This is a genomic window from Cognatiluteimonas profundi, assembly GCF_009792795.1.
Lineage (GTDB): Bacteria > Pseudomonadota > Gammaproteobacteria > Xanthomonadales > Xanthomonadaceae > Cognatiluteimonas > Cognatiluteimonas profundi.
Window position 1 is genome coordinate 820,526 of the sequence record NZ_VKHQ01000003.1, and the last position, 25,864, is coordinate 846,389.

A 25,864-nucleotide genomic window follows, 5' to 3' on the forward strand; every position below is an offset into this window, starting at 1 on the left:
CAACTACTGATTCACGTGCCGGACTCCGACTGGAACCGGACGTCCATTATCGGACAACTGCATGATCCCGGACCGTCAATGCGGCTGTCTGCGACCCACGTCTAATCATGCATCCGCATCGCAGCAAAAAGGGCTCGACAGGCCACCGCCTGTCGAGCCCCTTGTCGATCACTTACCAGTTGTAACGCAGCACGAGCTGGCCGCCGGTGAAGCTCTGCTGGGCGCCACCATCGGTCCAGTTGACGCCGCCGGTGGCCGAGAAACCGCCCTTCCGCGTGCCAAGACCCAGCTCCAGCATGGCGCCGGTACCGTCGGTGCGGGTCTGGCCGTGGAAGACGCTGTCGATGGTGTAAGTGCTCTTGCCATCGAATTCCTTCACCGCGCTGACCGCGCCATACGGCGTCCAGGTGAACCCGCCATTCTCGAACGTCTTGTCGATCCCGACGCCAAGGCGTCCGCGCGTGGACTGGCCACCGTTCGCAGCGAAGTCGATCAGGCTGCCGTGAACCGTACCGATGTTGGTGATGTCCGTGCGGGTGTACTGGGCCTGCGGGACGATGTTGAAGCCGGCAACCGACCAGGCGTTGAATCCAGCCTCGACGTTGAACGCGCTCGCATTGCCGCTGCTCTTCTGCACGCCGCCCGACGAGGTCAGCCTGGCGTCGAAGTCCATCCAGCGGTACGACACGTCGACATACAGGCCGGCCGTCCCCAGCCATGTGGCGTACAGGCCGGCCGACGACAGGTCGAGGCGATCGCTACCCAAGCCGCTGCGCAGCGTCTGCGTGCCATCGGCCTTTGCCAGCAGGACGCCGTAGTTGAATCCGCCCGGAAGGGCGAAATTCATTCCGAACTCGCGACCGGAATTATCCTGGTTGAAGCCCAGGTCGCTGTTGTCGGCGAAGTCGAGCGTCGTGTTCTGCGGATCCACATCGCCCTTGTCGCTGAATGCGCGGATCCATGGGCTGAACCCGCCATCATCCTGCCGCGGCAACACGCCGACGCGCTGGCGCCAGGTCCCGATGGAACTGTTGATCAGGCTCTTCGCGCTGGGGGCGATGGTTGCCGCCAGCATGCCTGACCCACTCAACCCGCCAAGCTGCACACCCAGCGAGAACACATCGGGACTGGCATTGCTGCTGTCGATGTCGCTGATAACCGCGACATTGAGGTTGACGAAATTGTCGGCAGCGAAGCCGATGACCTGGCCAGGCACGAAGGAGCCGCTGACAGAGTTGCCGCTGATGTAAGCGAAGGGGATCGGTGCGTCGGTCGGCATCGGAATGCCGGCGAACTGCGCGTTCACCGTCTGGACCGAACCATCCGCGATATTGCCCTCGACATAGAGTTTGTCGCTCACCCCTGTCAGTGCGCTGACGTCCAGGTTGAGCGCGCCGTCTCCGCCGAGGTCGCCGATGATCGTCAGGGTGTCGTCCGGGGCGCCGTCGACGAAATCAATGATGCCGCCATTCATCAGCGCCTGGGCGTTCGCCGCGGAGCCGGTGGTGCCCATGTCGATCAACCCGGCGCCGTTCACCCGAATGGAGCCATTGTTGGTGAAGCTGTTGCCGGTGCTGTCGCTGCCACCCATGTAGATGGCGGCGTTCGACAGGGCAATGGTGCCGCCAGCCGCGTTCAGGATCGAATCGTCGCCACCACCGAAGTTGCTGATGTGGTTGCCGACGTGCCAGACGCCGCCGCTGCCGTTGGTGAATGCATCATCGCCGGCCCCTGCAATCGCTGCGCCGTAGATGTCCCCGTAATTGAGGACATGAAGCACGCCGGCGCCTCCGAGGACCGCGACCTGGCCTTCAGTCGTGGCTTCGGTGCGGATGATGCCGGTGTTGCGCAGGGTCGAGATTCCAGCAGAATCGAAGCTGACCGCCACTGCGTAATCCGGGTCGCTGGCGCTGATCGTTCCGGAATTGTCGACAAAGGAGGTACCCGCGGCCTTGGTCTTCACGCCGATCGCCGAAGCATCGCCGGTCGAACTCGCGCTGATCGACCCACTGTTGGTGACCAGGACGTTGCCGGCATAGGCATTGGCCGAAACACCCGTCGCCGTATCCGTCCCGCCGGTTGTGGTCGCGGAGACCGCACCCGCATTGTCGACGATCGCATTCGCCGCGTACGAGAACACATACGCGCCGTAGGCATCGCCCGTTGCCAGCGCCGTGGTCGTTCCCGTGCTGCCCGCCGTGAACACCGCATTGCCATAGGCGCCTGCATAGACGCCAAAGGCCGTCATGCCGTCGGCGCTGATCGAGCCGTCGTTATTGACCAGCGTGTTGCCGGAGTGGGAGTAAGCCATCACGCCTTCGGCGAAGCCCATGGCCGATGTTGCGCTGATGGATCCGGTTGCCTCATTGCTGACAGTCACGCCGTCGCCAATGGCATAGATGCCATGCGCCTGGGCGTATTTAGGCACGACATTGAAGCCCGGGCTGGCTACGAGGGGAGCCGAGTATCCAGCCCCAGTGCTGGTGGCGGTGATGGCGCCCGAATTGGTCACCGAAACCATCGAGCCGTAGGCATTGATGCCGGTCGCGCCAAAGTAGCCGTAAGCAGTGATATCGCCGGAAGTGGTGACATTCACCGTCGTGCCCGAGACTTCCAGGCCGGTGGCATAGGCGTCGGTCGACGTAGCGTCGATGGATCCAGCGTTGTCGACGTCGACGGTTGCATATGCACGCGCAATCATGCCCAGCGCCGGACCGTACACCGCTGTTGCGGAGACGGAGCCGCTATTGGTCACCGTGGCGTTGTAGCCACGCACGTATGCGCCAAACGCCACGTAGCCACCGGCGGCGATCACGCTGCCGGCGTTGTCCGCGTGGACATCGCCTGCGTAGGAGATCCCGACCAGCCCGACCGCCATTCCCATGTCGGCGTAGGCACCGACGTTGCCGGTGGTTCCATTGGAGACCGAGACATCGCCATCACTGCCGGCAAACACGCCTTCGGCGAAACCGCCGGGGCGGGTCGCCGTCGCACTGACCGATCCGTCATTGACGACGGTCGCCAGGTCGGAGCCGGTTACGTTGATGCCGACCGCGCGATCGTAGCCGGTCGCCGTGATGTCCCCCGTGTTGCCGACGCTCGCCTGCACACCATCGGCACGGATGCCGTATGCCGTGCCATAGAGCGATACCGCATCGATCGCGCCGCCGTTGGCAATGCCGACGTCACCATAGCTGGAGCTGCCGTCGATCCCGATTGCCATCCCTGCGTAGGAATAGGCGTAGACCGGACCGCTGTTGGTGACATTGGCGCCGCCCGCATACGCGTGAGCCTGGATGCCGGTGGTGTCGCCATAGCCGATTGCATCGATCGAACCACTGTTCACGACCGTTGCGTCGCCACGTGCGTAGACGCTCGCGCCGGTTGCGCCGGAGTAGGAGGACGTCGCGTCGATCGATCCGGTGCTGGTCAGCGATGCGTCGCCGTTGGCGCCCGCATACACACCGACCGCCCCGTTGTAGCCTTCCGCAGTGATCTGGCCGGCGTTGTCCACGGTGATATCGCCGTAGGCGAAACCAATCACGCCCTGCGCGCTCGCATAGCCACTGTAGGCGTAGATTCCCGCGCCAACGGCATTGGTGATCGAAACGTCGTTGCCCCCGATGGCGTAAATGCCGGTCGCATTGCCATATTCGCTCAATGCCACCGCCGCGCCGGAGTTGTCGACGGTCGCCAGGTCGACTGCGTAGACATCGATACCCTTCGCATTGCCGCCATAGCTGGATGCATACGCCAGGCCGCTGTTGTCGACGCTGACCGTGAGGCCTGTCGCGCGGATTGCCGAGGCGGATCCGCTGTTGGAAAGCGCAATGGCTTCGTTGCTGTTGTCGATCGAAACCGTGCCGTCGTTCGCACGGCCGAACAAGCCGATGGCGACATTGCTGTTGCTGTAGGCGAGCGCCAACCCGCTGTTCTGGACCGAAACATCCCCGTGGGTCGAACTGGCAAATACCGAGACCGCCTCGCCGTCCGCATACGAGCGGATGTCGCCGGCGTTGACCACCGAGACATTCCCGTAGGTCGACAACCCCAGCGCACCGAGCGCCAGGCCAATACCGTTCACGTCGATGGAGCCACCGGCGGAATTGGTGATGGTCGTGTCGCCGGTGCCGGCACTGGCATAGACGCCATATGCATACTTGGCGGTGACATTGATGTCGCCGCTGTTGCCGACCGTGGTCCCCGTGTAGCTGGTGGCCTTGATGCCGTTACCGATATACCCGACGCCGTACTTGTTGGACGTGACGTTGATGCTGCCGCTGTTGTCGACGCTCGCACCGCCGTTCGACGACGCCGCGACGATGCCGTACGCGCCGTTGTACTGCAGCGAACCGGTGGAATAGACGTCAATGTTGCCGGAGTTGGTGACAGTCGCATCGCCATTGAACGACAGGGCCAGCGCGCCGTACGCGGTGCCGGCGGAGACGGTGGTGATCCCGCCGGTGTTGGCGATGGTGGAATCGCCGTCCGCGGAGACGACGATGCCCGCCGAACCGTAGCCATACTTGTTGCTCTGGCTGGCATAGATCTGGCCACTGTTGCTGACGAAACCGGTGCTGCCGGCGCCGGTTGCAATGGCACTGATACCGTTCGAGCCATAGATGCTGAACGCGCTGATATCGCCGCTGTTGTCGATGGTGATGTCGCCACCGACGTCGTTCGTCGCCGCGGAAATGCCGGTTGCCACATAGCCCCGGTTTCCATAGCTGCCGACGTCGATGCTGCCATCAACGCCATTGGTGATCGTGATTGGACCAGCCGATCGCGCGTAGACGCCGTAACCATAGGCGGCAGACGCGTAGATCGAGCCCGTGTTGGTAACCGAGACGCCACCCGCGCCACCGGTGGCATACACGCCGAACGCATGACCGTATTCGCCGGTCGAGTAATTCGCCGCGGATGCATACGCGGAAATCGAACCATCGTTGGTGACGGTCGTCAGGTCGCTGCCCTGCGCCTCGATGCCGGCTGCCCAGCCATAACCGCTGGCCGAGATGGCCCCGGTGCCCGCGTTGGCGACGTCGACCGATGCGCCCGACGCAAAGATGCCGTCGGCAAGGCCGTAGTACGAATAGGCGCTGATTCCGCCGCTGTTGGTGGCACTGACATCGCCAACGACCGCGTAGCCGTACATCCCGATCGCGTTGCCGTAATGGGAGTAGGCATTGAGGCCGCCACTGTTGTCGAGCGTGACGTTTCCGGCCAGGGCGAACCCGTTCATTCCATTCGCGTCGCCACTGTACGAGCCGGCGGTGATGCCGCCAGTGTTCTCGAGGTCGACGTTGCCGGTGGCGGCGTACCCCGCCAGGCCGACCGCGTTACCACTGCTGGAATAGACACCGATGACGTTGCTGTTGGTCAGGCTTGCGTTGCCGACGGCGGAATTCCCGCCCATGCCAATGGCATTGCCGACGTTCGCTGTCGCGTTGATCGTCCCACTGTTGGTCAGCGTGGCATCGCCGTAGGCGACCGCATACGCACCCACCGCACCATAGCCGCCAATGGCCGTGATGGTCCCGGCATTGTCGACCACCGCGGAACCGGCGTAGGCGTACCCGAAGATGCCCAGCGCAACCCCGTAACGCGCCGTCGCATCCACTTCTCCTGCAGCGCCATTGCCAATGGTGATGTCGCCACCTTCGGCATAGATGCCCCGCGCCGCGGCGCCGTACAAGCTCACCGCACCGGTGTAACCGTCGTTGGTGACGCTGACCGAGTCGGAGCCATAGGCACTGATGCCCGTCGCCTGCCCGTAGGCCGACAGTGCGAAGCTGGTGCCGCTGTTGGCCACCTCCACGGTCGTTCCGATCGCACGGATGCCGTCCGCCGAGCCGTTCCTGGCGACCGCGACGCTGGTGCCACTGTTGTCGACTGATGCGTCGCCATTGTTGGCCCGGGTGAACGAGCCGATGGCTGGACCCGCGTAGCTGTACGCGAAGATCGAATTGCTGTTCGTGGAGCTGGCATTGCCGTACGTGCTGGAGGCGAAGGTGCCGACCGATTCACCGTTGGCATACGTCTTGATCGAGCCAGCGTTGTCGATCGATACGTCGCCGGAGCTCGACAGGCCGATCGCGCCGATTGCAAAGCCCTGGCCGTAAACCAGCAGCGAACCGGCGGCGGAATTGGTGATGGACGTATCGCCGGTTCCGGCGCTGGCGTAGATGCCATAACCGTACCAGGCCGTGACGTCGATGTTGCCCGAGTTGGACACGGTCGTGCCGGTCTGGCTCGACGCGCGGATGCCATTACCCAGGTAACCGCCGAAGTAGGTGGATTCGACAACGATGTTGCCACTGTTGTCGACGCTGGCGCCGCCATTTGAAGACGCGGCGACGATGCCGTAGGCACCATAGTTGTAGGCAGACTGGGTCGAATAGACGTTGATGTCGCCGGAGTTGGTCACCGTGGCATCGCCGTTGAACGACAGTGCCAATGCGCCATAGGCCGTGCCACCGGAGATGGCCGTGATCGTGCCACTGTTGTCGATGGTGGAATCACCATCCGCGGACACGACGATGCCAGCCGCTCCATAACCGTATTTGTTGCTCTGGCCAGCATAGATGTTGGCGGAGTTCGTCACGCTTGCCGTCGAGCCGGTGCCGGTCGCGATGACTTCGATGCCCGTGCCGCCGAGGATGCTGTAGGCAGCGATGTCACCGGAGTTGTCGACGCTGACGTCGCTGTATGCCTGGTTGCTGCCAGCATGGATTCCCGTGGCGAAATAGGTCGTCGCGTAAGGCGACGCGCCTACGGTGATCGTGCCTGCGTTGTTGACGGACACCGAACCGCCGGCCTGGCCATAGATGCCGACGGCATACACGCCGGATGCATTGATCGCACCGGTGTTGCCGATGCTCAGGCCACCTGCGCCCGCCGTGCCGTAGATGCCGAACGCATGGCCGTACACGTAACCATTGCCATAGGCATTGGCGGTGATGTCACCGTCATTGACGATGGTCGCGGCGTAGTTGCCCTGCGCTTCGATGCCGGCAGCCCAGCTGTAGCCGCTGGCATTGATATCGGAATACGCACCCGTCGTGACATTGACCGAGGAGCCGGACGCGAAGATGCCGTCCGCCAGCCCGTAAGAGGAATAGGCGCCGACATGGCCATCATTGGTGATCGCGACGTCGCCGTAGACCGAATAGCCGTACATGCCGATGGCGTTGCCGGCATACGAGTTGGCTGTGATCGAACCGCTGTTGGAGAGGCCGGCATTGCCGCCAACGGCATAGCCCATGATTCCCGTGGCATCCCCGAATGCAGTCACGGCGATCGTGCCGCTGGCACTATTGTCGGCAAGCACGTTGCCGTATGCGGACCGGGCGGACATGCCCGTCGCCGTACCGCCGTATCCATTGGCGGTGGACGTGATGGTGCCGGAATTGCTGGCCGAGACGTCGCCGTAGCCGGCCGCATACGTGCCCCATGCCTGGCCGAAATCGCCACTGGCGGTGGACGTGATGGTTCCGGTGTTGGTGGTGCTGGCGGTGCCGTTCGGGGAATAGGCGAACAGACCAGCGGCGGTCCCGGCGTAACCGGTTGCCGATACGTTGATCAGTCCGTCGTTGTAGACATCCACGTCGTTGCCGGCGACGGCATAGATGCCCCACGCCTGACCGAAATTGCCACTGGTGCTGGAAGTGATCGTGCCAGAACTGGTGTTGCGCAGGTCATGAATGTAGTCGGTCGCCTCGACCTCCATCCCCGCCGCCCAGCTATATCCCGACGCAGTCATCGAGCCGTCGTTCAGCCCGAACCCGAGCGAATCCGCCTCAAGGAAGATCACGTCTGCAATGCCGGTGGTCGACGTGGCCGTGCCCGTGAACCCGCTGTACGCATGGAACCAGAAGTCGACGAATCCGGGGTACTGCCAGTTGTACATGATGCTGTCGTCCGCACCGCTCACACCGCCAGGACCCGGCGACAGCGAGCCGACGGCCAGCAGGTCCTGCACCGGGCCAAGCCCCTGTGCATTGGATTGTGCGAATCCGGCAGTGCCGAACGTGGTGATGCCAATGCCGCCGGAAGGAGCGGCGATGGAATACGCAGACGCACCCGCAGCGCCGTGCGCAAACGGTTGCGTATCGGGAATCGTCGTGAGATCGAAGACCGGCGGGAGCGCCTGTGCGTACGTCGGACCGCTGCAGTGAATGGCGGTCGTTGGCGCAAAGGGGCAGTTGGCGGCGAGCGCCGCACCACTCGCAGTCAGGGCCAAGGCGGTTGCCGACACGGCCAGCACAGCGCGGATCGCGCGGGTGACGGGTGCAACCTTGATGACGCGCGCATGCCGTGGCTTGGCAGACCCAGCCCGGTTCTTCGATTCGCTCATTTGATCCCCACAAATGTAAGTACGATCCGGAATTCGTTGCGAAATCCGGCGCCCCCTGGCTACTTGCATCGCGCACCCCTCGGGATGCGCGCCGCGAAGTATAAACATGGGGTGAATTGCATTGCAAAGGGGTTGTGAATGCGCTCACACAATTGACGCGCAGCGTCACTTATTGCTTGACAGGGGCGCTGCGGGAACGTCCGAAATGGCGATCGATTCGGCAACGGGAGCGCAGCGGGATGGCGCTTTGCGCCCGCCCTTGGCAGCGGCGACTGACGAAACAGGGCCAGCGGGCCCGGACGGGCACAGGCCGGCCGGCCTGTGGGCCGGACTTGGAATGGTGATTGGTCGGGGCGGCCGGATTTGAACCGACGACCCTCTGCCCCCCAGGCAGATGCGCTACCAGGCTGCGCTACGCCCCGACTGAAAAACGATTATAGCCCACTCACTGACGGGACCCGCACGCAACATTCGCCCCATCAAAAGCGGGCGTGCAGGGATTGTGGCGATCAATGACGGAGCAGCTGGAGAACCTCGTCCAGCTCCATCCGCGCCGCGAGGAACCCGCGTACGCACCGCCCCCAACAAGCCGCCGCGCGCCGCGCCGCGTTCGGGCGTCTATCGGCGAAGCAACTGCAGGATGTCCTCCAGCTCCATCCGCACCTGCTTCATGATCTGCGAGCTGAGCGCCGATTCCTGCTTGGCGTCCTCACCCTCCAGCCGAAGGCGTGCGCCACCGATCGTGTAGCCCTGCTCGTACAGCAGGCCGCGGATCTGGCGAACCATCAACACGTCATGGCGCTGGTAGTAACGACGATTGCCACGACGCTTGACCGGATTCAGCGACGGGAATTCGGTTTCCCAGTAACGCAGCACGTGCGGCTTGACGTCGCACAGCTCGCTGACCTCGCCAATCGTGAAGTAGCGCTTCGCCGGGATAGGCGGCAGTTCGCGGTTGCTGCCCGGATCAAGCATGCGCAACCCCCGCGTAAGCCTCGACCCGCTCCTTGAGCTTCTGCCCTGGGCGGAAGGTCACGACGGTGCGTGCGGAAATCGGAATTTCCTCGCCGGTCTTTGGATTGCGTCCGGGACGCTGGTTCTTGCGCCGCAGGTCGAAGTTTCCGAAGCCGGACAACTTGACCTGGCGGCCACCTTCAAGCGCTTCGCGCAAGGCGTCGAAAAACGCGTCGACGAATTCCTTCGCCTCGCGCTTGTTCAGTCCAACGTCGTCATACAGACGCTCGGCCATTTCAGCCTTGGTCAGAGCCATATCGTTCCCCTGTAAACGATCAGCTGGGTGTTTGCCGCGTGCATCTCACTCACGAATGCGTGCGCTGTAATCGCGTTGCAGCGCGGCCGTCACATTGGCCACCACCGCCTCCACATCGCGGTCGGTCAGGGTGCGGGATTCATCCTGCAGAATCAAGCCCATAGCGAGACTCTTGAATCCGGTTTCCACCCCCTTGCCGGCATAGCGGTCGAACAGCCGCAGCTGCTGCAGGCAAGGGCCCGCCGCCACTTTGACCACTGCTTCCAACGCCTCCCAGGACACCTCGTCCGCGACGACGAACGCGAGGTCGCGGCGGACGGACGGAAACCGCGACAGCGGCGTTGCCCTGGGCATGGCGCGAAGCAGCAGCGGCTCGAGGTCCAGCTCGAATGCCAGGACCTGGCCGCCGATGTCCAGCGACTGTTGCAGGCGGGGATGCAGCTGGCCGATCCAGCCCAGGTGGCGTCCGTCGCGAAACACGTCGGCACTGCGACCCGGATGCGCCCAGGGCGCCGACGAGGCGCGGTACGCCAGCGTCGCTCCCGACAGCGCAGCCAGGCTCTCCAGATCACCTTTCAGGTCATGGAAGTCGACCTGGCGCGCCGGCTCGCCCCACTGTTCGGCGAGGGCGTCGCCGGTCGCGACCGCCGCGATACGCAGGGTTTCCAGTGGCGCATCGGCACCGGACTTCGCAAACACCTTGCCCAGTTCGAACAGGCGCACGCGCGACTGCTGGCGCGCCTTGTTGCGCGCAAGCGCCGCGACCAGTCCCGGCAACAACTGCGTGCGCATGGCGCCGAGTTCCGCGCTGAGTGGATTGGCCAGCGGCACGGCTGCGTCGGCTGCATGCCAGGTTGCCAGGAGGCCCGCATCCACGAATGCGTAGTTGATCGCTTCGAGGAAGTCGCGCGCGGCGAGATGACGGCGCGCCGTCGCATCGTCGACGCGCATCTCGGACGGCGCCACAAGGCGACTCGCGCCCCGTGGCAACGTCGACGGAATCCGGTCGTAACCGTGGATGCGCGCGATTTCCTCGATGAGGTCTTCCTCGATCGACAGATCAAAGCGACGCGTCGGCGCGGTCACCCGCCAACCTTCCGACGTCGACGCAACGCCCAGGCCCAGTGCGCGCAGGATGCGTTCCACGTCCGCATCGCCAATTGCCGTGCCCAGGATGCGGGCCAGCCGCGCGCGACGCAGCACGATCTCCCTGGGCCTGGGCAGATGCGCGGGCAATGTCGCTTCGGTCACGGGTCCCGCTGCGCCGCCGGCCAGTTCGACAACCAACTGCGTTGCCCGCTCGATGGCTTGCCGCGGCAACTCCGGATCGACGCCCCGTTCGAAGCGATGTCCGGCGTCGGTATGCAGGCCCAGCTTGCGTCCGCGGCCGATGATGGCGTCCGGCGAAAAATGCGCGGCCTCGAGGAAGACATTCCGGGTTGCCTGGGTCACGCGCGTGTCCATCCCACCCATCACGCCGGCCAGTCCGACCGGGCGATCCGCATCGGTGATCACCAGGAAGCCGGCATCGATGGCGGCTTCACGACCATCGAGCAATACCAGCGATTCGCCCGCCCGCGCACGCCGCACGCCGATCGGTCCGCGCAGCAGGTCACGATCGTAGGCATGCATGGGCTGGCCGACTTCGAGCATGACGTACTGGGCGATATCGACCAGCAGGCTGATCGGACGGATGCCGCTGCGCCGCAATCGCTCCGCCATCCAGATGGGTGTGCTGCGCGCGGGATCGACGCCCTCGATGACGCGACCGAGGTAGCGCGGCGCATCCGCACCGGCATCCAACGTGACATCCAGCATCGTCGCCACGGTCGAGGCGACCGGCGTTGCCTCGTGGGCGATGACCTCGCTTCCGCACGCCGCCGCGACATCGAATGCGATGCCGCGAACGCTGAAACAATCGGCGCGATTCGGAGTGAGTTTCAGCGCGATGCTGGCGTCGGGAAGCCCCAGGTAGCCCGCCAGCGGGGATCCGACCGGTGCATCGGACGGCAACTCGAGCAGTCCGGACGCATCGGTGTCCAGGCCCAACTCCTTGGCAGAACACAACATGCCGCTGGATTCCACGCCGCGCAGCCTTGCCGCGCCGATCGTGATGTCGCCGATTCGCGATCCGACCTTGGCCAGCGGCGCGAGCAGGCCCGGGCGCGCGTTGGGCGCGCCGCACACGATCTGCAACGTTTCGCCATTGCCCGCATCGACCTTGCACACCTGCAGGCGGTCGGCTTCGGGATGCCGTGCACACTCGATGATGCGCGCGACGACCACGCCATCGAACGCATTGCCGAGCACCGACATCTCCTCGACCTCAAGGCCGATCGCCGTCAGCGTCGCGGCGAGTTCATCGCGTGTCGCAGTCGTCTTGACGTGTTCGCGCAGCCAGTTTTCGGAGAATTTCATTGCTTGGAATCCGTAGGGCGGGTCTTGACCCGCCATTGCTGGAACCTGGTTCGGCGGGTCAAGACCCGCCTACGCAAACTGGCGCAGGAAGCGCACGTCGTTGTCGAAGAAGCTGCGCAGGTCGTCGACGCCGTAACGCAGCATCGCGAAGCGCTCCACGCCAAGGCCGAAGGCGAAACCGGTGTAACGCTCCGGGTCGATGCCGACGTTGCGCAGCACGCTGGGATGGACCATGCCGCAACCGAGCACCTCCAGCCAGCGCATCGAACCGTCAGGCTGTTGCCAGGCGATATCGACTTCCGCCGAGGGCTCGGTGAAGGGGAAATAGCTCGGCCGGAAGCGCATCTCGAAGTCGCGCCCGAAGAAGGCGCGGACGAACTCCGCCAGCGTGCCCTTCAGGTCGGCAAAGCTGGAATGTTCGTCGACCAGCAGTCCCTCGACCTGGTGGAACATCGGCGTATGCGTCTGGTCGCTGTCGCTGCGGTAGACCTTGCCGGCGGCGATCATGCGCAATGGTGGCGCGTGGTCCTTCATGTAGCGCACCTGCACGCCGGACGTGTGGGTCCGCAGCAGCCGCCCATCACCGAAGTAGAAGGTGTCGTGCATGGCGCGTGCCGGATGGTGCGGCGGGAAGTTCAAGGCTTCGAAGTTGTGCCAGTCGTCCTCGATTTCCGGGCCGTCGGCGAGCGCGTAGCCGAGCCGGCCGAAGATATCGGTGATGCGTTCCAGCGTGCGGCTGACCGGATGCAGGCCACCACGGCTGGCGTTGCGCCCGGGCAGCGTGACATCGATCGATTCGGTCCCCATGCGGGCGTCCAGGGCCGCCGCCTCCAACGCTGCCTTGCGCGCGGCCAGCGCCTCGCCAATGGCGTCACGCGCCCGATTGATCGCTTCGCCGGCGGCCTTGCGCTGGTCGGCGGGAAGGCCACCCAGCGACTTCAGCTGCGCGGTGATGCTGCCCTGCTTGCCCAGCAGCGAAATGCGCAGGGACTCGACCGCATCGGGCGAACTGGCCGAGGCGATATCGGACAGCGCCTGTGACACGACTGTTTCAATTTCGCTCATTCGCGCGTGTTTCCTGCGTCATCGACAAGAGCAGCCATGCGCGGTGCATTCCGGCCTCGCACATGCGCGTCCCAAAAAACGAATGGGGAAGGACTTGCGCCCTTCCCCATGCGTGTATTGCATCGTCCGGGCATCGCGCGAGGTCAGCGCGACAGCCGGGGCAAGACCTACGCTGCGAGCGCGCCCTTTGCTTTCTCGGCCAGCGCCGCAAAACCCACCGCATCGTGCACGGCGATGTCCGCCAGCACCTTGCGGTCGAGGGTGATGCCGGCCTTGAGCAGGCCGTTCATGAAGCGGCTGTAGCTGATGCCGTTGATGCGGGCGGCGGCGTTGATGCGCGCGATCCACAGCGAACGGAACTGGCGCTTGCGCTGCTTGCGGCCGATGTAGGCGTACTGCAGGGCCTTCGTCACCGCCTGCTTGGCGACGCGGAAGACCTTGCGGCGGGCGTGGTAGTAGCCCTTGGCCTGCTTCAGGATTTTCTTGTGGCGGCGACGCGCCTGTACACCACGTTTAACTCGTGCCATTTCTCATCTCCTCACAAGTACGGAAGCATGCGGTTCAGACGTCCAGCGTCCTCGGGGCGGACGTGGTTCGTCTGCCGGAGGTTGCGCTTCCGCTTGGTCGCTTTCTTGGTGAGGATGTGGCTCTTGTTGGCGTGGCCGCACTTGAACTTGCCGGAAGCGGTCTTCCGGAAGCGCTTGGCCGCCGCCCGATTGGTCTTGATCTTGGGCATTGCGGGAGGTCCTTTCGGTTTCTGTCACTGGCTGGGCGGTGGTCTCCCGTTTTTCACGAAAGGTGCCACGCTTTCCGTCCTGCCCTTGCCGGTCGTAAGTCGTTGATTCCCATGATTTACCATGGGAGTCCGCGACAGGTCCTGTGTTGCTGGTACATCACACCCGGCGAACCGGGCCGCGCATTATGCGGGCTGGGCGGCCTGCATGCAAATATTTCCTTGGAAATCAGTGGGTTTGATCGGCGCCCGCTGGGCCCGCACCCTCCAATGAGAAAGGGCGCCTCGCAGCGCCCCTCCTGGTTCCCGCGGGAATCGACCGCTGGCGTCAGGTCTTCTTCTTCGGCGCGATCATCATCACCATCTGCCGGCCTTCCAGGCGCGGGCGCGACTCGATGACGATGTCCTCGCCCAGGTCACCCTCGATCCGGTTCGCCATCTCGCGGCCGAGCTCCTGATGGCTCATCTCGCGGCCGCGGAAGCGGATGTTGACCTTGATCTTGTCGCCTTCCTCGAGGAAGCGCCGCATGTTGCGCAGCTTGATCTGGTAGTCGCCCTCATCCGTGACCGGACGGAACTTCATTTCCTTGATCTCGACCTGCTTGGTCTTCTTCTTGGCGAGGTTCGCCTTCTTCTGCAGCTCGAACTTGAACTTGCCGAAATCCATGATGCGGCAGACCGGCGGATCAGCGTTGGGCTGGATCTCGACCAGGTCCAGGCCTTCTTCCTCGGCCTTGGCTAGCGCTTCCTCGCGCGACAGGACGCCGACCATCTCGCCATCGCTGCCGATCACGCGCACACGTGGTACGCGGATTTCGTTGTTCTTGCGGTTCTGCTTTTCAGGGGTGCTGATGTTGCGATCTCCGGAATAAATGTGCCGGTCGCAGGGCGACCGGGCCAGTCTTCAACGAGCGGTGTGCTCACCATGTAAACGCGAGGCGAAATCGGCGACGGACATGGTCCCCAGATCCTCCCCCGACCGCGTGCGCACGGCCACTGCGCCATTGTCCTTCTCGCGGTCCCCGACCACCAGCAGGTATGGCACCCGCTGCAGCGTGTGCTCGCGGATCTTATAGCCGATCTTCTCGTTCCGCAAATCGGCGCTGACGCGGACTCCTTGATTTGCAAGGGTTTTCCGGACTTCCTCGACCCAGTCGGCCTGGGCGTCGGTGATATTCATCACGACGGCCTGAATGGGCGCCAGCCAGGACGGGAAATTGCCCGCGTGGTGCTCGATCAGGATCCCGATGAAACGCTCCATCGATCCGACGATGGCCCGGTGCAGCATCACCGGGTGCCGCTTCTGGCTGCCCTCGTCCACGTACTCCGCGCCGAGCCGGCCGGGCATCATGAAATCGACCTGCATCGTGCCCAGCTGCCAGGTGCGGCCGATGGCATCCTTGAGGTGGTACTCGATCTTCGGGCCGTAGAAGGCGCCCTCGCCTGGCAGCTCCTCCCACTCGACCCCGCAGGCGCGCAGTGCATTGCGCAGCGCCGCCTCGGCCTTGTCCCAGGTGGCGTCGTCGCCCAACCGGGGCTCGGGACGCAGGGCAAGCTTGAGCTGCACGTCGGTGAAACCGAAATCGGCGTAGACGGCCATCGCCTGCCGGTGGAACGCGGTGACCTCGGCCTCGATCTGGTCTTCGGTACAGAAGATATGGCCGTCGTCCTGGGTGAATCCGCGCACCCGCAGGATGCCGTGCAGCGCGCCCGACGGCTCGTTGCGATGGCAGGCGCCGAACTCGCCGTAGCGGATCGGCAGGTCGCGATAGCTGTGCAGTCCCTGGTTGAAGACCTGCACGTGGCCCGGGCAATTCATCGGCTTGAGCGCGTAGGTGCGCTTCTCCGACTCGGTGAAGAACATGTTGTCCTGGTAGTTGTCCCAGTGACCGGACTTCTTCCAAAGCGCGACATCGAGGATCTGCGGGCAGCGGACTTCCTGGTAGCCGCTGTCGCGGTAGACCTTGCGCATGTACTGCTCGACCACCTGCCACACCGACCAGCCCTTCGGATGCCAGAACACCAGGCCCGGGGCTTCTTCCTGCAGGTGGAAGAGGTTCTGCTGCCTGGCGATCTTGCGGTGGTCGCGCTTCTCGGCTTCCTCGAGCTGCGTGAGGTAGGCCTTGAGGTCCTTGTCGTTCAACCACGCGGTGCCGTAGATGCGGCTGAGCATCTGGTTGTTGTGGTCGCCGCGCCAGTACGCGCCGGCAACCTTCATCAGCTTGAACGCACGCAGCTTGTCGGTGGACGGCACGTGCGGACCGCGGCAGAGGTCGGTGAATTCGCCCTGCGTATACAGCGAGAGATCCTGGTCGGCGGGAATCGATTCGATGATCTGCGCCTTGTATTCCTCGCCCAGGCCACGGAAGAACGCGGTCGCGTCGTCGCGCGACTTGACGCTGCGCGATACCGGCACCGCTTCCTTGGCGATCTTCTGCATCTCGGCCTCGATGGCCGGCAGGTCCTCGGGCGTGAACGGCCGCTCGTAGGCGAAGTCGTAATAGAAGCCGTTGTCGATCACCGGGCCGATGGTGACCTGCGCGCCCGGGAACAGGCGCTGCACGGCCTGGGCCAGCAGGTGAGCGGTCGAGTGGCGCAACACGTCGAGCGCATCGGGATGCTTGTCGGTGACGATTTCGAGCGCGGCGTCGTTGTCGATGCGATGGCTGGTGTCGACCAGCCTGCCATCGACCTTGCCGGCCAACGCGGCCTTGGCCAGGCCAGGCCCGATGGACGTGGCCACATCGGCGACGGATACGGGCTGGTCGAATTCGCGGCGGCTGCCGTCGGGGAGCGTGATGGCGATCATGGGGTCCGCATTTCCAGGGGGTGCGAAAAACAAAAAAGGCGCCACGAGGGCGCCTGCATCCGCGGAAGCCTCGGGCGTATCAGCGATGGGCGATGGTAGTGCTCATGTCGCACGCTCGGCCGGCGTTTCCGCGGGCCACCTGGCTGTGGCTGGTGAAGGATTGGATCCACGCCGATGAGGCGTGGTGGGCGGTACAGGGTTCGAACCTGTGACCCCTACCATGTCAAGGTAATGCTCTACCGCTGAGCTAACCGCCCGCAATCCCCTCGCAAGAGGACGCGCAGTTTAGCCCAGCCGGCAGTCGCGGACAACAAAACGGATGGGCAAGGCGGATGGCGGCGGCGGTTGCCTTGGATGGCTGGCCCCGGACCGATCACGTTTGCACCTTCCGCGAGCTTGCCCAATGATGACGCCGGCCCCGCCGATGCATCCGATGAACGATCCCGACCTCCCCGCCGTCGACAAGGACCAGCTGATCGGTGGTTGCGTTCGCCTGCCCGTCAAGATCGATCTCGATCGGCTCCGGCAGGAGGTGGCGCGACTGCCGCCTTCGTACTGGGGCACGCGCGGCGGCCGGGTCGGCGTGCACCAGCCGACCGAGGGCGTCTTCCTGCGCGGCTACGCGCCCATCGAGGGGCCAAAGCCCATCGAGGATCGCGAGCCTCTGCAGCACCTGCCCTACGTGCAGTCGCTCATCCGCGAGTTGATCCCCGCGCCGCCGATGCGCTGCCTGCTCGCCAAGCTGCTCCCGCACGGCGTGATCAGGATGCATGTCGACAACGGGGAATATTTCCTGCGCACGCTGCGGATCCACGTGCCGATCGTGACCGATCCGTCCGTGTCCATGTTCTGCAAGGACCGGGTTTATCGAATGCAGGCCGGTGAAACCTGGGCGCTGAACAATTCCACCTCGCATGGCGTGTACAGCGCCTGGTCGGAACCGCGGCTGCACCTGATCTGCGATTTCCTGCCGACCCCCGCGCTGTGCGACCTGATCCGCGCGGGTGAACACGATCTCGGCATCGTCGATGCGGACATCGAACAGCGGGTGAGGATCGGCGCCGCGCAATGATCGTCACGGACCGGTTCGTCTTCCTGCACCTGCACAAGTCCGGCGGCAGTTTCGTCAATCGATTCCTGGTCGAATGCATGCCCGGCTGCCAACAGGTCGGCTATCACCTGCCCCGCGATTCGATCCCGGCGGCCGCGCGGCAGTTGCCGATCCTGGGAACGGCCCGCAATCCCTGGGACTACTACGTGTCCTGGTACAGCTTCCAGCACGCGATGCCGCAGCCCAATGCGCTCTTCCAGCTGGCCAGCGACGCGCGGCGGCTGGACTTTGCCGGCACCCTGCGCAACCTCATGCGCCTTGGCGACGATCCGCGATGGCTGGCGGCATGGATGGAACGCCTGCCGTCGCAATTGCCCAATCGCGGCATCAACCTGTCCAAGGACAGCGTCGCGCCGCTGGCAGGCAGCGGCCTGGGCTTCTACAGCTTCCTGTACCGGCGCATGTACGGCGACGTGTCGAACACCACGCTGATCGACATGGCGCGCCTGCGCGAAGGCCTCCGCGACTTCCTGCCGTCGGTCGGGATCGACCTGACGCCAACGATGCAGGAATGGCTGCGCGACCGCGCACCGATCAACACCAGCGCACACGCGCATTACAGCGCGTACTACGACGCGCCGACGCGCGAGCTGGTCGCGGCCAAGGATGCGGAACTCATCCAGCGACACGGCTTCCGCTTCGACGAAGCGGCTTCGATTGCGACCGACTGAACGCTAGCCGGCGAGGCTGGCGTCCTTGAGCCGCCGGATCTGGTCGCGCACCTTCGCCGCGTCCTCGAACTCCAGGTCGCGCGCGTGCTGGTACATGCGCTGCTCGAGTTCGCGCAGGCGCGTGTTGCGCTGGGTCGGGCTCATCAGCGCGTAGTCCTCGCCCGCTTCGGCGACGCGCTTGCCCTTGCCACGACCCTTCTTCTCGCCGGGCTCGGCGCGCGCACCTTCGAAGATGTCGACCATCGTCCGCGCGACCGACTGCGGGGTGATCCCGTGCTCGATGTTGTACTCGACCTGCCGGGCGCGGCGGCGGTCGGTTTCGTCGATGGCGCGCTGCATGGAGTTGGTCATGCGATCGGCATACAGGATCGCCTTGCCACGCAGGTTGCGCGCGGCGCGGCCGATGGTCTGGATCAATGACCCGGTCGAGCGCAGGAAGCCCTCCTTGTCGGCGTCCAGGATCGCGACCAGCGAGACCTCCGGCATGTCGAGGCCTTCGCGCAGCAGGTTGATTCCGACCAGCACGTCGAACTTCCCAAGCCGCAGGTCGCGGATGATCTCGACACGCTCGACCGTGTCGATGTCCGAATGCAGGTAGCGCACCCGGACGTTGTGGTCGGCGAGGTATTCGGTGAGGTTCTCCGCCATGCGCTTGGTCAGCGTCGTGATCAGCACGCGATCGCCCATCGCGACGCGCAAGGTGATCTCGCCGAGCACGTCGTCGACCTGCGTCGCCACCGGGCGGATCTCGACCGGCGGATCCACCAGGCCGGTCGGGCGCACCACCAGTTCGGTCACCTCGCCTTCGGACATGCGCAGCTCGTACGGCCCGGGCGTGGCCGAGACGAAGATCGCGCGTGGCGCGCGCCCTTCCCACTCTTCGAACTTGAGCGGCCGGTTGTCGAGCGCCGACGGCAGGCGGAAGCCGAACTCCACCAGCGTTTCCTTGCGCGACCGGTCGCCCTTGTACATCGCGCCGAGCTGCGGAACGGTCACGTGCGATTCGTCGACCACCAGCAGCGCGTCCGGCGGGATGTAGTCGAACAGGCACGGCGGCGGCTCGCCGGGCATGTGCCCGGTCAGGTGGCGCGAATAGTTCTCGATGCCGTTGCAGTAGCCGACCTCGGCCATCATCTCCAGGTCGAACTGCGTGCGTTGCGCGAGTCGTTGCGCCTCGACGAGCTTGTTCTGCGAGTAAAGGACTTCCAGCCGCTCGCGCAGCTCCAGCTTGATCGCCTCGACCGCGTCCAGCACGGTGCGGCGCGTGGTGACGTAATGGGATTTCGGGTAGATCGTGTAGCGCGGCAAACGCCGCAGCGTTTCACCGGTGAGCGGGTCGAACAGCGTCAGCGTCTCGATCTCGCCGTCGAACAGTTCGATGCGCAGCGCCTCGGCGTCTGATTCCGCGGGATGGATGTCGATGGTCTCGCCGCGCACGCGATACGTGCCGCGGGTGAGCTCGACCTCGTTGCGCCTGTACTGCATCTCGGTGAGCCGGCGGATCAGCTCGCGCTGGTCGATGCGCTCCCCGCGCACCATGTGCAGCACCATCTTGTGGTATTCGCCGGGATCGCCGAGGCCGTAGATGGCCGACACCGTGCACACAATGATGGCGTCGCGCCGCTCGAGCAGCGCCTTGGTCGCCGACAGGCGCATCTGCTCGATGTGTTCGTTGACCGAGCTGTCCTTGTCGATGAAGGTGTCCGACGACGGGATGTAGGCTTCGGGCTGGTAATAGTCGTAATAGCTGACGAAATATTCGACCGCGTTGTGCGGGAAGAATGCGCGGAACTCGCCGTACAACTGCGCGGCCAGCGTCTTGTTGGGCGCCATCACCAGGGTCGGCTTCTGCACCGCCTGGATCACGTTGGCGATGGTGTAGGTCTTGCCAGAGCCGGTCACGCCCAGCAACGTCTGCCGCGCCACGCCGGCCTCGAAGCCCTTGATCAGCTTTTCGATCGCCTGCGGCTGGTCACCGGCCGGCGAATACGGCGACACCAGCTGGAATCCTGCGGGATGGATGAGGTCGTTCATCGATGCGTGGTCGAACCGTTGGATGTGGCGTCCACAGGAGATGGGGACGATCAGGGCCTTTTCCTACCTTCGCGGGCGGGCTGGGACGACGGCGCGTGCGCGGCTGCCTGCGCATCCTGTGCCGACCAACAGGAGCTTGTCGACATGCATCGTCCCCAGAGCGGCTTTACCCTTGTCGAAGCGATGGTCGCCATGGCCATCATCGCAATCGGCCTCGGCATCGCGGTGCCGGCTTACAGCAACGTGGCGGCAGCCACGCATACCGGCTCGGCCCGGATCGACCTGGGTGAATCGCTGGTGGCTGCCCTGGATCATTCGGTCCTGACGCAGGTCGACGTCGTCGTGTGCTCCAGCGCGAATGGCGCCACCTGCAGCGGCAGCGTGGACTGGACCCGGGGCTGGATCGCGTTCGCGGACATCGACGGCAATCGCGCGCACGGGCCCGGCGAGACGCTGTTGCGCCGGCAATCACCTCTCCAGGGCGGGACGCACCTGCGCAGCACGCCGCAACGCACGCGGATCGTGTTCCAGCCACATGGCGGCGCCACCGCAGGCTCCAACGTCACATTCACGATCTGCGACGGCCGCGGCCCCGCGCAGGCAACCACCCTGGTCCTGGCGAACAGTGGGCGCCTGCGACAAGGCAAGCCCACCGCGACGGCGGCTCGGTCGTGCGTGAATCCGGGTTAGGCCGGTTGCGCCGGATTACGCCGGACGTCACAATGACGCCCCCGCCCGAATAGCTCAGCCGGTTAGAGCACTTGACTGTTAATCAGGGGGTCGTTGGTTCGAGTCCAACTTCGGGCGCCAGATACGCGAAGGCCTGCAGAAATGCAGGCCTTTTTTCTTACCAGCACTCCGCAACGCCCGCCGGGCCCGATGCTGTCTTGGTGCCGATCTGGTTCACCCCCAGCGCCCCGCATTTCGCATCCGCGCTTTCCTGGCGGCTTCCCGCGACCGGCGTAGCCAGCAGCGTGTAACTCTTGGCGTCCGGCGTCCCCGAGAACGCGACCGTGTAGTGCGGCGTCACGTCCGTCGTACAGGTCGGTATGGTCGCGTCGGTATATTTCAGGTTGGTCGTGTAGTAGCGCTCCATGTACTGCGCCGCCTCGAGCAGGCAGCCCTCGGCAGCGCCACGGCGCGTCTTCACGGTGGCGAACTCATAGCTCGACACCGCGATCGCCATCAGGATCCCGACGATCGCCACGGTCACCATGAGCTCGATCAGGGTGAAGCCGCCCGAGCCCAGTGGACTCTTGAAGCCAGCGACGGCGCGCCGGCCATGCATGGATCCGATAGTGCTCATGTCAGTCCCTCAGGATTTCGTGCCAGGAGATTCGCTGGTTGGAGCCGCCCTGTGGATTGACCAGCACCGATCCGAGGCTGCCCTTCGAGCCGCCCACGACCAGCAGCTTGTCGATGACGGTCGGCAACGTGGGCATGCCCACGCCCAGGTCGACCGAACCGACCGGCACGGGGTTGCCATTCGAATCATTGATCTGATCGCTGGCGTTGACCTGTCCATCGCCATTCACGTCAAAGAATGGCTGGGTCAGGCTGGTACCGCTGAACGCATCGAGCGCATTGATGTAGCCGGTGCCGCCGGCATCGCAGGTATTGGTGCTGGGCGGAATGATGCTCGCGACGAGCAACGCCGCACCCTTGACGCGCGGGTTGCTGACGATGCGCTCGCCGGGAGTCGGGTTGTCCAGGTCGATATACCAACCCTTCTTCGCGGGATTTATCGTGGAATTCGCTTCGAATCCGCGAACCGCCTTGCCGTTGACTGTGCCGGTCACGACGATGTTGCGCTTGACCAGGTCGCTCAACTGCACTGCGGTCGACGTGCCATCGTCGATGAGGCCGTACATGGACTGCACGGTGTTGTCGGACGAATCACCGGTGGTGAGGAAACTGCCGGTTCCCACGAAGATCCAGCGCTTGCCGGTGAGCGGATCGCGGGCCAGGCCCAGTCCCGCCGTGATCGGTTGGCCGCTCTGGGTCGTGAACAGCGGCACGCCGGACAGGGCCAGGTTCCAGCTCGACGACGTCGCCCCGCTCAGGTCGAATTTCCAGAGATTGCCCTTGAGGTCGCCGGCGTAGACGTAGTCGACCGTACCGTTGCCGTCCTCGTCCCATCCGCGCGGGGCGAACAGCCCGTTTTCGCTGCCGGCATTGCCGACATTGGTGTTGATTTCCTTGATCACCGCACCGGTGGCGATGTTGAGGATGAACAACGCCGCGGTATGGGTGCTGCTGTTGACGCCGTTGCTGACCAGCACCGCCTTGGTTCCATCGTTCAGCGTGACCACGAGCGGCTCACCGAGGACCTGGCCCATGTCCGCGTCGCTCGTGCGCTCCCATAGGGCGTTGCTCGCGCCGAAGCTGCCCGGATTGGTGACGTCGAGGCCAAACACGCCCTTGCCGCCGCGGCCAAGGGAGCCCACGAAGTAGTTCTTGCCAGGCGTCTGCTTGAGCGTCGAGACGGCCACCGGACCATCGACGAAGTACTGGTGCGTGTATTGCGGGTCGCTCAAGGTCGCCAGGTTGGGCAAGCTGATGCCGCCGGGGACGTATGCGAAGCGCTCCGCACCGGTCAGCGCATTGAAGGCGTGCAGCATGCCGTCGTTGGCGCCGACGAAGATGGTTTCGCTGTCCTTGACATACATCGGCGAGGAATACGCGATATCGCCAAGCAGCGACGCCCTGTCGCGCAGGGTGCCGCCATTGCGCTTCTCCAGCGTTGTCGCGCCGGCAATGTAGGCCGCATTGCTGGCGCCGGTGACCGGGGCGAGGCCGGTGGTGCGCGCCAATGCCGTTGTCTGCGCAACCGTCGGGAACGTGGCACCGGCACTCCCGTTCCAGGTGATGATGTTGCGACCGGACGTCGGGATCAACGCACCTGCCTGCCAGGCGGGTGTCGAGGACACGCCGGCCTGGGTTGCGTCGTATGCGGACAGCTCGCCGGTCCACTTGCCCGACACGTAGCTCGCCTGGAAGACGCGCGTGTCGGAGGTGAACGAGGTGCTGTTGGCGGTCACGTTGGAAGCCGAACCCAGTCGCGCCGCGACCGTGGCCAGCGCGTCGACCAGGCCCTGCGCGAATTCGTTGGGATTGTTCGCCGCCACGAAACTGCCGCGCCCGTTGACCGCCGCATGCCAGAGATCATCGATGCGGGTGGCGTTCTCGGTTGGGGTCGGATCGGGCCAGTGCAGGCTGCCGTTGGTGATGCCGGGCAGGTCGGTCTTCGGATTGAGCGTGCCCTGCTGGCCGATGGAGACGCTGAACGTCACCATGTGCTGCCAGAACGCAGGATCAGCGACCGACGTCGGCACGTTGTTGGGAAGCGTGGTCACCAGGTCGCGCTTCCAGTAGTACATCGCCACGTCGGCCAGTGTGTTCGGTTGCGTATTCGGATTCGTACTGAAATTGTCCTTATACGGGTTGGTGGCGTTGAAGGTGAACGACCCACCCGTGGGCGACGTGATCGTGGGACCCGCGGTGCCATCCGCATCGCCGACCGGACTGGTGTAGCCGCTGTTGGAGTTCCAGTAACCGTCGGTGGTCAGGATCGAGAAATTCTGGCGACAGCTGATCTGGTCGGAGCCGGTCTCCGGCCCCCATGGACCGGTGGCCGACGTGTCGCTGAAGTATTCGCCGTTGCGCTGCAGGGCGCCCTTGAGCGGGGTGTAACCACTCGCGGTCGCCGCAACCAGGCGCGCGTACCAGGTGTCGCGGTTGGTGCCGGTGAACTGGCCATTGTTGGTGCCGACCGGGATCGGGAAACGATTGCGGGCCCAGATCGTGTCGAAGCCGACCCGCAGGTTGGAACCGATCTGGCCGAATGCTTCGCTCGCACCGGCTTTGGCCAGCTTGATGCGCGTCCGGAAATAGGAGTACCAGGTCGCGTAGTTGGTCAACTCGTTGGCGAGGGTTCGCCCGGTCGGGGTTGCCGAGGTGCAGTTGATCCAGTCGTTGCTTCCCGAACCGCTTCCGCAGCGGATGTCGAACGAAACATCGAGAGTCACGTTCTTGTAATTGGAACTGCGATACACGCCGACATACCACGTGCCCGCCGCGGGATTATTGATGGTGCACGATTGGCCGTTGCCGCCGCCAATGGAGCGGCAGGTATACGTGCCCGTCGTTGGCGCCGCTCCGGACCGGACATACAGCTCCGCGCCGTTGCCAATGCCGTTATTGGCCCCGCCGTTGGTCCCGTAGGAACCGCCGGCCGTGGTGACCGTTAACGAGTTGACATTCGCCGGAACGGGGAAGCTGAAAGGGGTCATCGCTCCCGCTGTGTCAGTCAAACCGGTCATTGGGAAGCCAGAGCCCGACTGGGTTGCCGCGCCGTACTCCGATCGCACCATGTCGCCGCCGCCGGCCGGGATCTGGTACCGGTAGTAACTCGCGGTCAGCGCCATGTTGGTCGCGCCGGTCTTCGGCACATAGAACGTGCGCGTGTTGTTCGACAGGTCGACCGCGCTGAGCAGCTCATCGCTGTCGCTGTAGGCGCTGGTGTATGCGGTGCCGCCCGTGTAACGCGTCCCGTCGGACTTCATCCACGGCAGGTAGTTGATGCTGGGGTCGTAATACAGCGTGTTGCGCGGATACGCGTTGAGGGCGATGTTGACTGGGCTGGTCGACGGCACGACGTCGGGCATGTAGTCCGACGACATCGATCCCGAGTCATCGAGGATGAACATGATGTTCGCCGGCGGATAGGCCGCGCCGGACTGCAGCGGAACCGCCGGGAACGTCACCGCCTGGAGCGGCGCGGCGATGAGGGTGCACAGCAGGGCGGCAAACGACGGCAGCAGCCGATTGACCAGCGATGGCGGCCGGGCTGCAGTCGTTTTCTTGGTCGCGTTCATGGCTGGTCTCGCCTCAGGGCACTGCATAGATGGATTGCAACATCACCTGCGCGCGATCGGCAGCATCGCTGCGCGCGGTGATTCGATAGCGGCGCTCGGTACCGGAACATTCAGCATCGGGCGAGACGTCGCCGCTGGTGGTGCAGCTGCCGTGGGGCGGGACATCGTCCGCCAGCAACTCGACGATGTACTTCGGGGTTGCGGTCTTGTTGCCCAGGTTCACCACGGCGGATGGAGCCGATGCCCACACCGTCGGATCCTGCCAGACCGGCGTCACGACAGCCGGGTCCGGCTTGGCGCACAAACCATTCAGGCAGCCGCTTCCCACGACGCCGCCGCCGGGAAGCGTCGGCTTGCCGGCAGCCACGGCTTCGCCTTCGCGCAACGCGGCTTCCGCGGCCTGGAAACTCAGGCTGCGATCGACCTGGTTGGCGCTCATGCGCTCTTCCATCAGCGTGCCACGCAAGCTGGCCAAGCCAAGCAGCGTCATCACCAGCAGCAGGATCAACACGACCGCGAG

At 64.6% G+C, this 25,864-nt stretch carries 16 protein-coding genes and 3 tRNA genes; 4 read left to right on the forward strand and 15 right to left on the reverse strand.

Annotation, left to right across the window (positions count from 1 at the left end; translation table 11 throughout):
• Positions 1 to 172 precede the first annotated feature (172 nt).
• From GST15_RS05830 to GST15_RS05880, 11 genes are all read right to left on the reverse strand, one after another.
• Positions 173 to 8,356, reverse strand: coding sequence for a hypothetical protein (locus tag GST15_RS05830; RefSeq protein ID WP_159016270.1), 8,184 nt, complete (start codon positions 8,354 to 8,356; stop codon positions 173 to 175).
• A 345-nt stretch (positions 8,357 to 8,701) separates the two neighbouring features.
• Positions 8,702 to 8,778, reverse strand: a tRNA-Pro gene (locus tag GST15_RS05835).
• Positions 8,779 to 8,974: 196 nt separating this feature from the next.
• A complete protein-coding gene (locus GST15_RS05840; RefSeq protein ID WP_159016271.1) occupies positions 8,975 to 9,331 on the reverse strand; it encodes a MerR family transcriptional regulator in 357 nt (118 codons plus the stop codon).
• Positions 9,324 to 9,626 carry an integration host factor subunit alpha gene (locus GST15_RS05845; RefSeq protein WP_159016272.1) on the reverse strand — a complete coding sequence of 101 codons (303 nt, stop codon included), beginning with the start codon at positions 9,624 to 9,626 and terminating at the stop codon, positions 9,324 to 9,326. The genes GST15_RS05840 and GST15_RS05845 overlap by 8 nt, the downstream gene beginning before the upstream one ends.
• Before the next feature lie 45 nt (positions 9,627 to 9,671).
• On the reverse strand, positions 9,672 to 12,044 hold the full coding sequence (gene pheT / locus GST15_RS05850; protein ID WP_159016273.1) for a phenylalanine--tRNA ligase subunit beta: 2,373 nt from the start codon (positions 12,042 to 12,044) through the stop codon (positions 9,672 to 9,674).
• Between the two features lie 69 nt (positions 12,045 to 12,113).
• Positions 12,114 to 13,109, reverse strand: a complete 996-nt coding sequence (gene pheS / locus GST15_RS05855; protein ID WP_159016274.1) for a phenylalanine--tRNA ligase subunit alpha — start codon at positions 13,107 to 13,109, stop codon at positions 12,114 to 12,116.
• Positions 13,110 to 13,276: 167 nt separating this feature from the next.
• The gene (gene rplT / locus GST15_RS05860; protein WP_159016275.1) at positions 13,277 to 13,636 is read right to left on the reverse strand and encodes a 50S ribosomal protein L20; all 360 of its coding nucleotides are present in this window, start codon (positions 13,634 to 13,636) and stop codon (positions 13,277 to 13,279) included.
• Between the two features lie 11 nt (positions 13,637 to 13,647).
• Positions 13,648 to 13,845 (reverse strand): 50S ribosomal protein L35, encoded by a 198-nt coding sequence (gene rpmI, locus GST15_RS05865; protein ID WP_159016276.1) that lies wholly within the window; start codon positions 13,843 to 13,845, stop codon positions 13,648 to 13,650.
• Between the two features lie 325 nt (positions 13,846 to 14,170).
• On the reverse strand, positions 14,171 to 14,695 hold the full coding sequence (gene infC / locus GST15_RS05870) for a translation initiation factor IF-3 (RefSeq protein WP_233263086.1): 525 nt from the start codon (positions 14,693 to 14,695) through the stop codon (positions 14,171 to 14,173).
• Between the two features lie 51 nt (positions 14,696 to 14,746).
• Positions 14,747 to 16,651 carry a threonine--tRNA ligase gene (thrS, locus tag GST15_RS05875; protein WP_159016277.1) on the reverse strand — a complete coding sequence of 635 codons (1,905 nt, stop codon included), beginning with the start codon at positions 16,649 to 16,651 and terminating at the stop codon, positions 14,747 to 14,749.
• Positions 16,652 to 16,833: 182 nt separating this feature from the next.
• Positions 16,834 to 16,908 (reverse strand) — tRNA-Val (locus tag GST15_RS05880).
• A gap of 176 nt (positions 16,909 to 17,084) precedes the next feature.
• On the opposite strand from GST15_RS05880, the gene GST15_RS05885 reads away from it, so the two are divergent.
• Together GST15_RS05885 and GST15_RS05890 are read left to right on the forward strand one after the other, a co-directional pair.
• Positions 17,085 to 17,723, forward strand: coding sequence for an aspartyl/asparaginyl beta-hydroxylase domain-containing protein (locus tag GST15_RS05885; protein ID WP_159016278.1), 639 nt, complete (start codon positions 17,085 to 17,087; stop codon positions 17,721 to 17,723).
• The gene (locus tag GST15_RS05890) at positions 17,720 to 18,433 is read left to right on the forward strand and encodes a hypothetical protein (RefSeq protein ID WP_159016279.1); all 714 of its coding nucleotides are present in this window, start codon (positions 17,720 to 17,722) and stop codon (positions 18,431 to 18,433) included. Before GST15_RS05885 ends, GST15_RS05890 begins: the two co-directional genes overlap by 4 nt.
• 3 nt (positions 18,434 to 18,436) lie before the next feature.
• Here the strand turns inward: GST15_RS05890 and uvrB are convergent, their stop codons facing one another.
• Complete coding sequence (uvrB, locus tag GST15_RS05895) at positions 18,437 to 20,467, reverse strand: excinuclease ABC subunit UvrB (RefSeq protein WP_159016280.1); 2,031 nt, start codon at positions 20,465 to 20,467, stop codon at positions 18,437 to 18,439.
• A 144-nt stretch (positions 20,468 to 20,611) separates the two neighbouring features.
• Here uvrB and GST15_RS05900 point away from each other — a divergent pair, with 144 nt between their 5' ends.
• Both GST15_RS05900 and GST15_RS05905 read left to right on the forward strand, forming a co-directional pair.
• Positions 20,612 to 21,157 (forward strand): GspH/FimT family pseudopilin, encoded by a 546-nt coding sequence (locus GST15_RS05900; RefSeq protein WP_159016478.1) that lies wholly within the window; start codon positions 20,612 to 20,614, stop codon positions 21,155 to 21,157.
• A gap of 43 nt (positions 21,158 to 21,200) precedes the next feature.
• Positions 21,201 to 21,277, forward strand: a tRNA-Asn gene (locus tag GST15_RS05905).
• Positions 21,278 to 21,314: 37 nt separating this feature from the next.
• Here GST15_RS05905 and GST15_RS05910 read toward each other — a convergent pair.
• Genes GST15_RS05910 through GST15_RS05920 form a run of 3 tightly spaced genes read right to left on the reverse strand, consistent with a single transcriptional unit; the run spans position 21,315 to position 25,855 of the window.
• Positions 21,315 to 21,773, reverse strand: coding sequence for a type IV pilin protein (locus GST15_RS05910; RefSeq protein WP_233263061.1), 459 nt, complete (start codon positions 21,771 to 21,773; stop codon positions 21,315 to 21,317).
• Between the two features lies 1 nt (position 21,774).
• Complete coding sequence (locus GST15_RS05915; protein WP_159016281.1) at positions 21,775 to 25,344, reverse strand: PilC/PilY family type IV pilus protein; 3,570 nt, start codon at positions 25,342 to 25,344, stop codon at positions 21,775 to 21,777.
• A 13-nt stretch (positions 25,345 to 25,357) separates the two neighbouring features.
• On the reverse strand, positions 25,358 to 25,855 hold the full coding sequence (locus GST15_RS05920) for a pilus assembly PilX family protein (protein WP_425482198.1): 498 nt from the start codon (positions 25,853 to 25,855) through the stop codon (positions 25,358 to 25,360).
• Positions 25,856 to 25,864: the final 9 nt, after the last annotated feature.

Bases quoted from the DNA above. Each gene is read 5' to 3' on its own strand.
- GST15_RS05890 (WP_159016279.1), top strand. From the start codon at position 17,720: ATGATCGTCACGGACCGGTTCGTCTTCCTGCACCTGCACAAGTCCGGC.
- rplT (WP_159016275.1), bottom strand. From the start codon at position 13,636: ATGGCACGAGTTAAACGTGGTGTACAGGCGCGTCGCCGCCACAAGAAA.
- GST15_RS05910 (WP_233263061.1), bottom strand. From the start codon at position 21,773: ATGAGCACTATCGGATCCATGCATGGCCGGCGCGCCGTCGCTGGCTTC.
- GST15_RS05915 (WP_159016281.1), bottom strand. From the start codon at position 25,344: ATGAACGCGACCAAGAAAACGACTGCAGCCCGGCCGCCATCGCTGGTC.
- GST15_RS05845 (WP_159016272.1), bottom strand. From the start codon at position 9,626: ATGGCTCTGACCAAGGCTGAAATGGCCGAGCGTCTGTATGACGACGTT.
- uvrB (WP_159016280.1), bottom strand. From the start codon at position 20,467: ATGAACGACCTCATCCATCCCGCAGGATTCCAGCTGGTGTCGCCGTAT.
- pheS (WP_159016274.1), bottom strand. From the start codon at position 13,109: ATGAGCGAAATTGAAACAGTCGTGTCACAGGCGCTGTCCGATATCGCC.
- pheT (WP_159016273.1), bottom strand. From the start codon at position 12,044: ATGAAATTCTCCGAAAACTGGCTGCGCGAACACGTCAAGACGACTGCG.
- rpmI (WP_159016276.1), bottom strand. From the start codon at position 13,845: ATGCCCAAGATCAAGACCAATCGGGCGGCGGCCAAGCGCTTCCGGAAG.
- GST15_RS05885 (WP_159016278.1), top strand. From the start codon at position 17,085: ATGAACGATCCCGACCTCCCCGCCGTCGACAAGGACCAGCTGATCGGT.
- GST15_RS05900 (WP_159016478.1), top strand. From the start codon at position 20,612: ATGCATCGTCCCCAGAGCGGCTTTACCCTTGTCGAAGCGATGGTCGCC.
- thrS (WP_159016277.1), bottom strand. From the start codon at position 16,651: ATGATCGCCATCACGCTCCCCGACGGCAGCCGCCGCGAATTCGACCAG.
- GST15_RS05830 (WP_159016270.1), bottom strand. From the start codon at position 8,356: ATGAGCGAATCGAAGAACCGGGCTGGGTCTGCCAAGCCACGGCATGCG.
- GST15_RS05840 (WP_159016271.1), bottom strand. From the start codon at position 9,331: ATGCTTGATCCGGGCAGCAACCGCGAACTGCCGCCTATCCCGGCGAAG.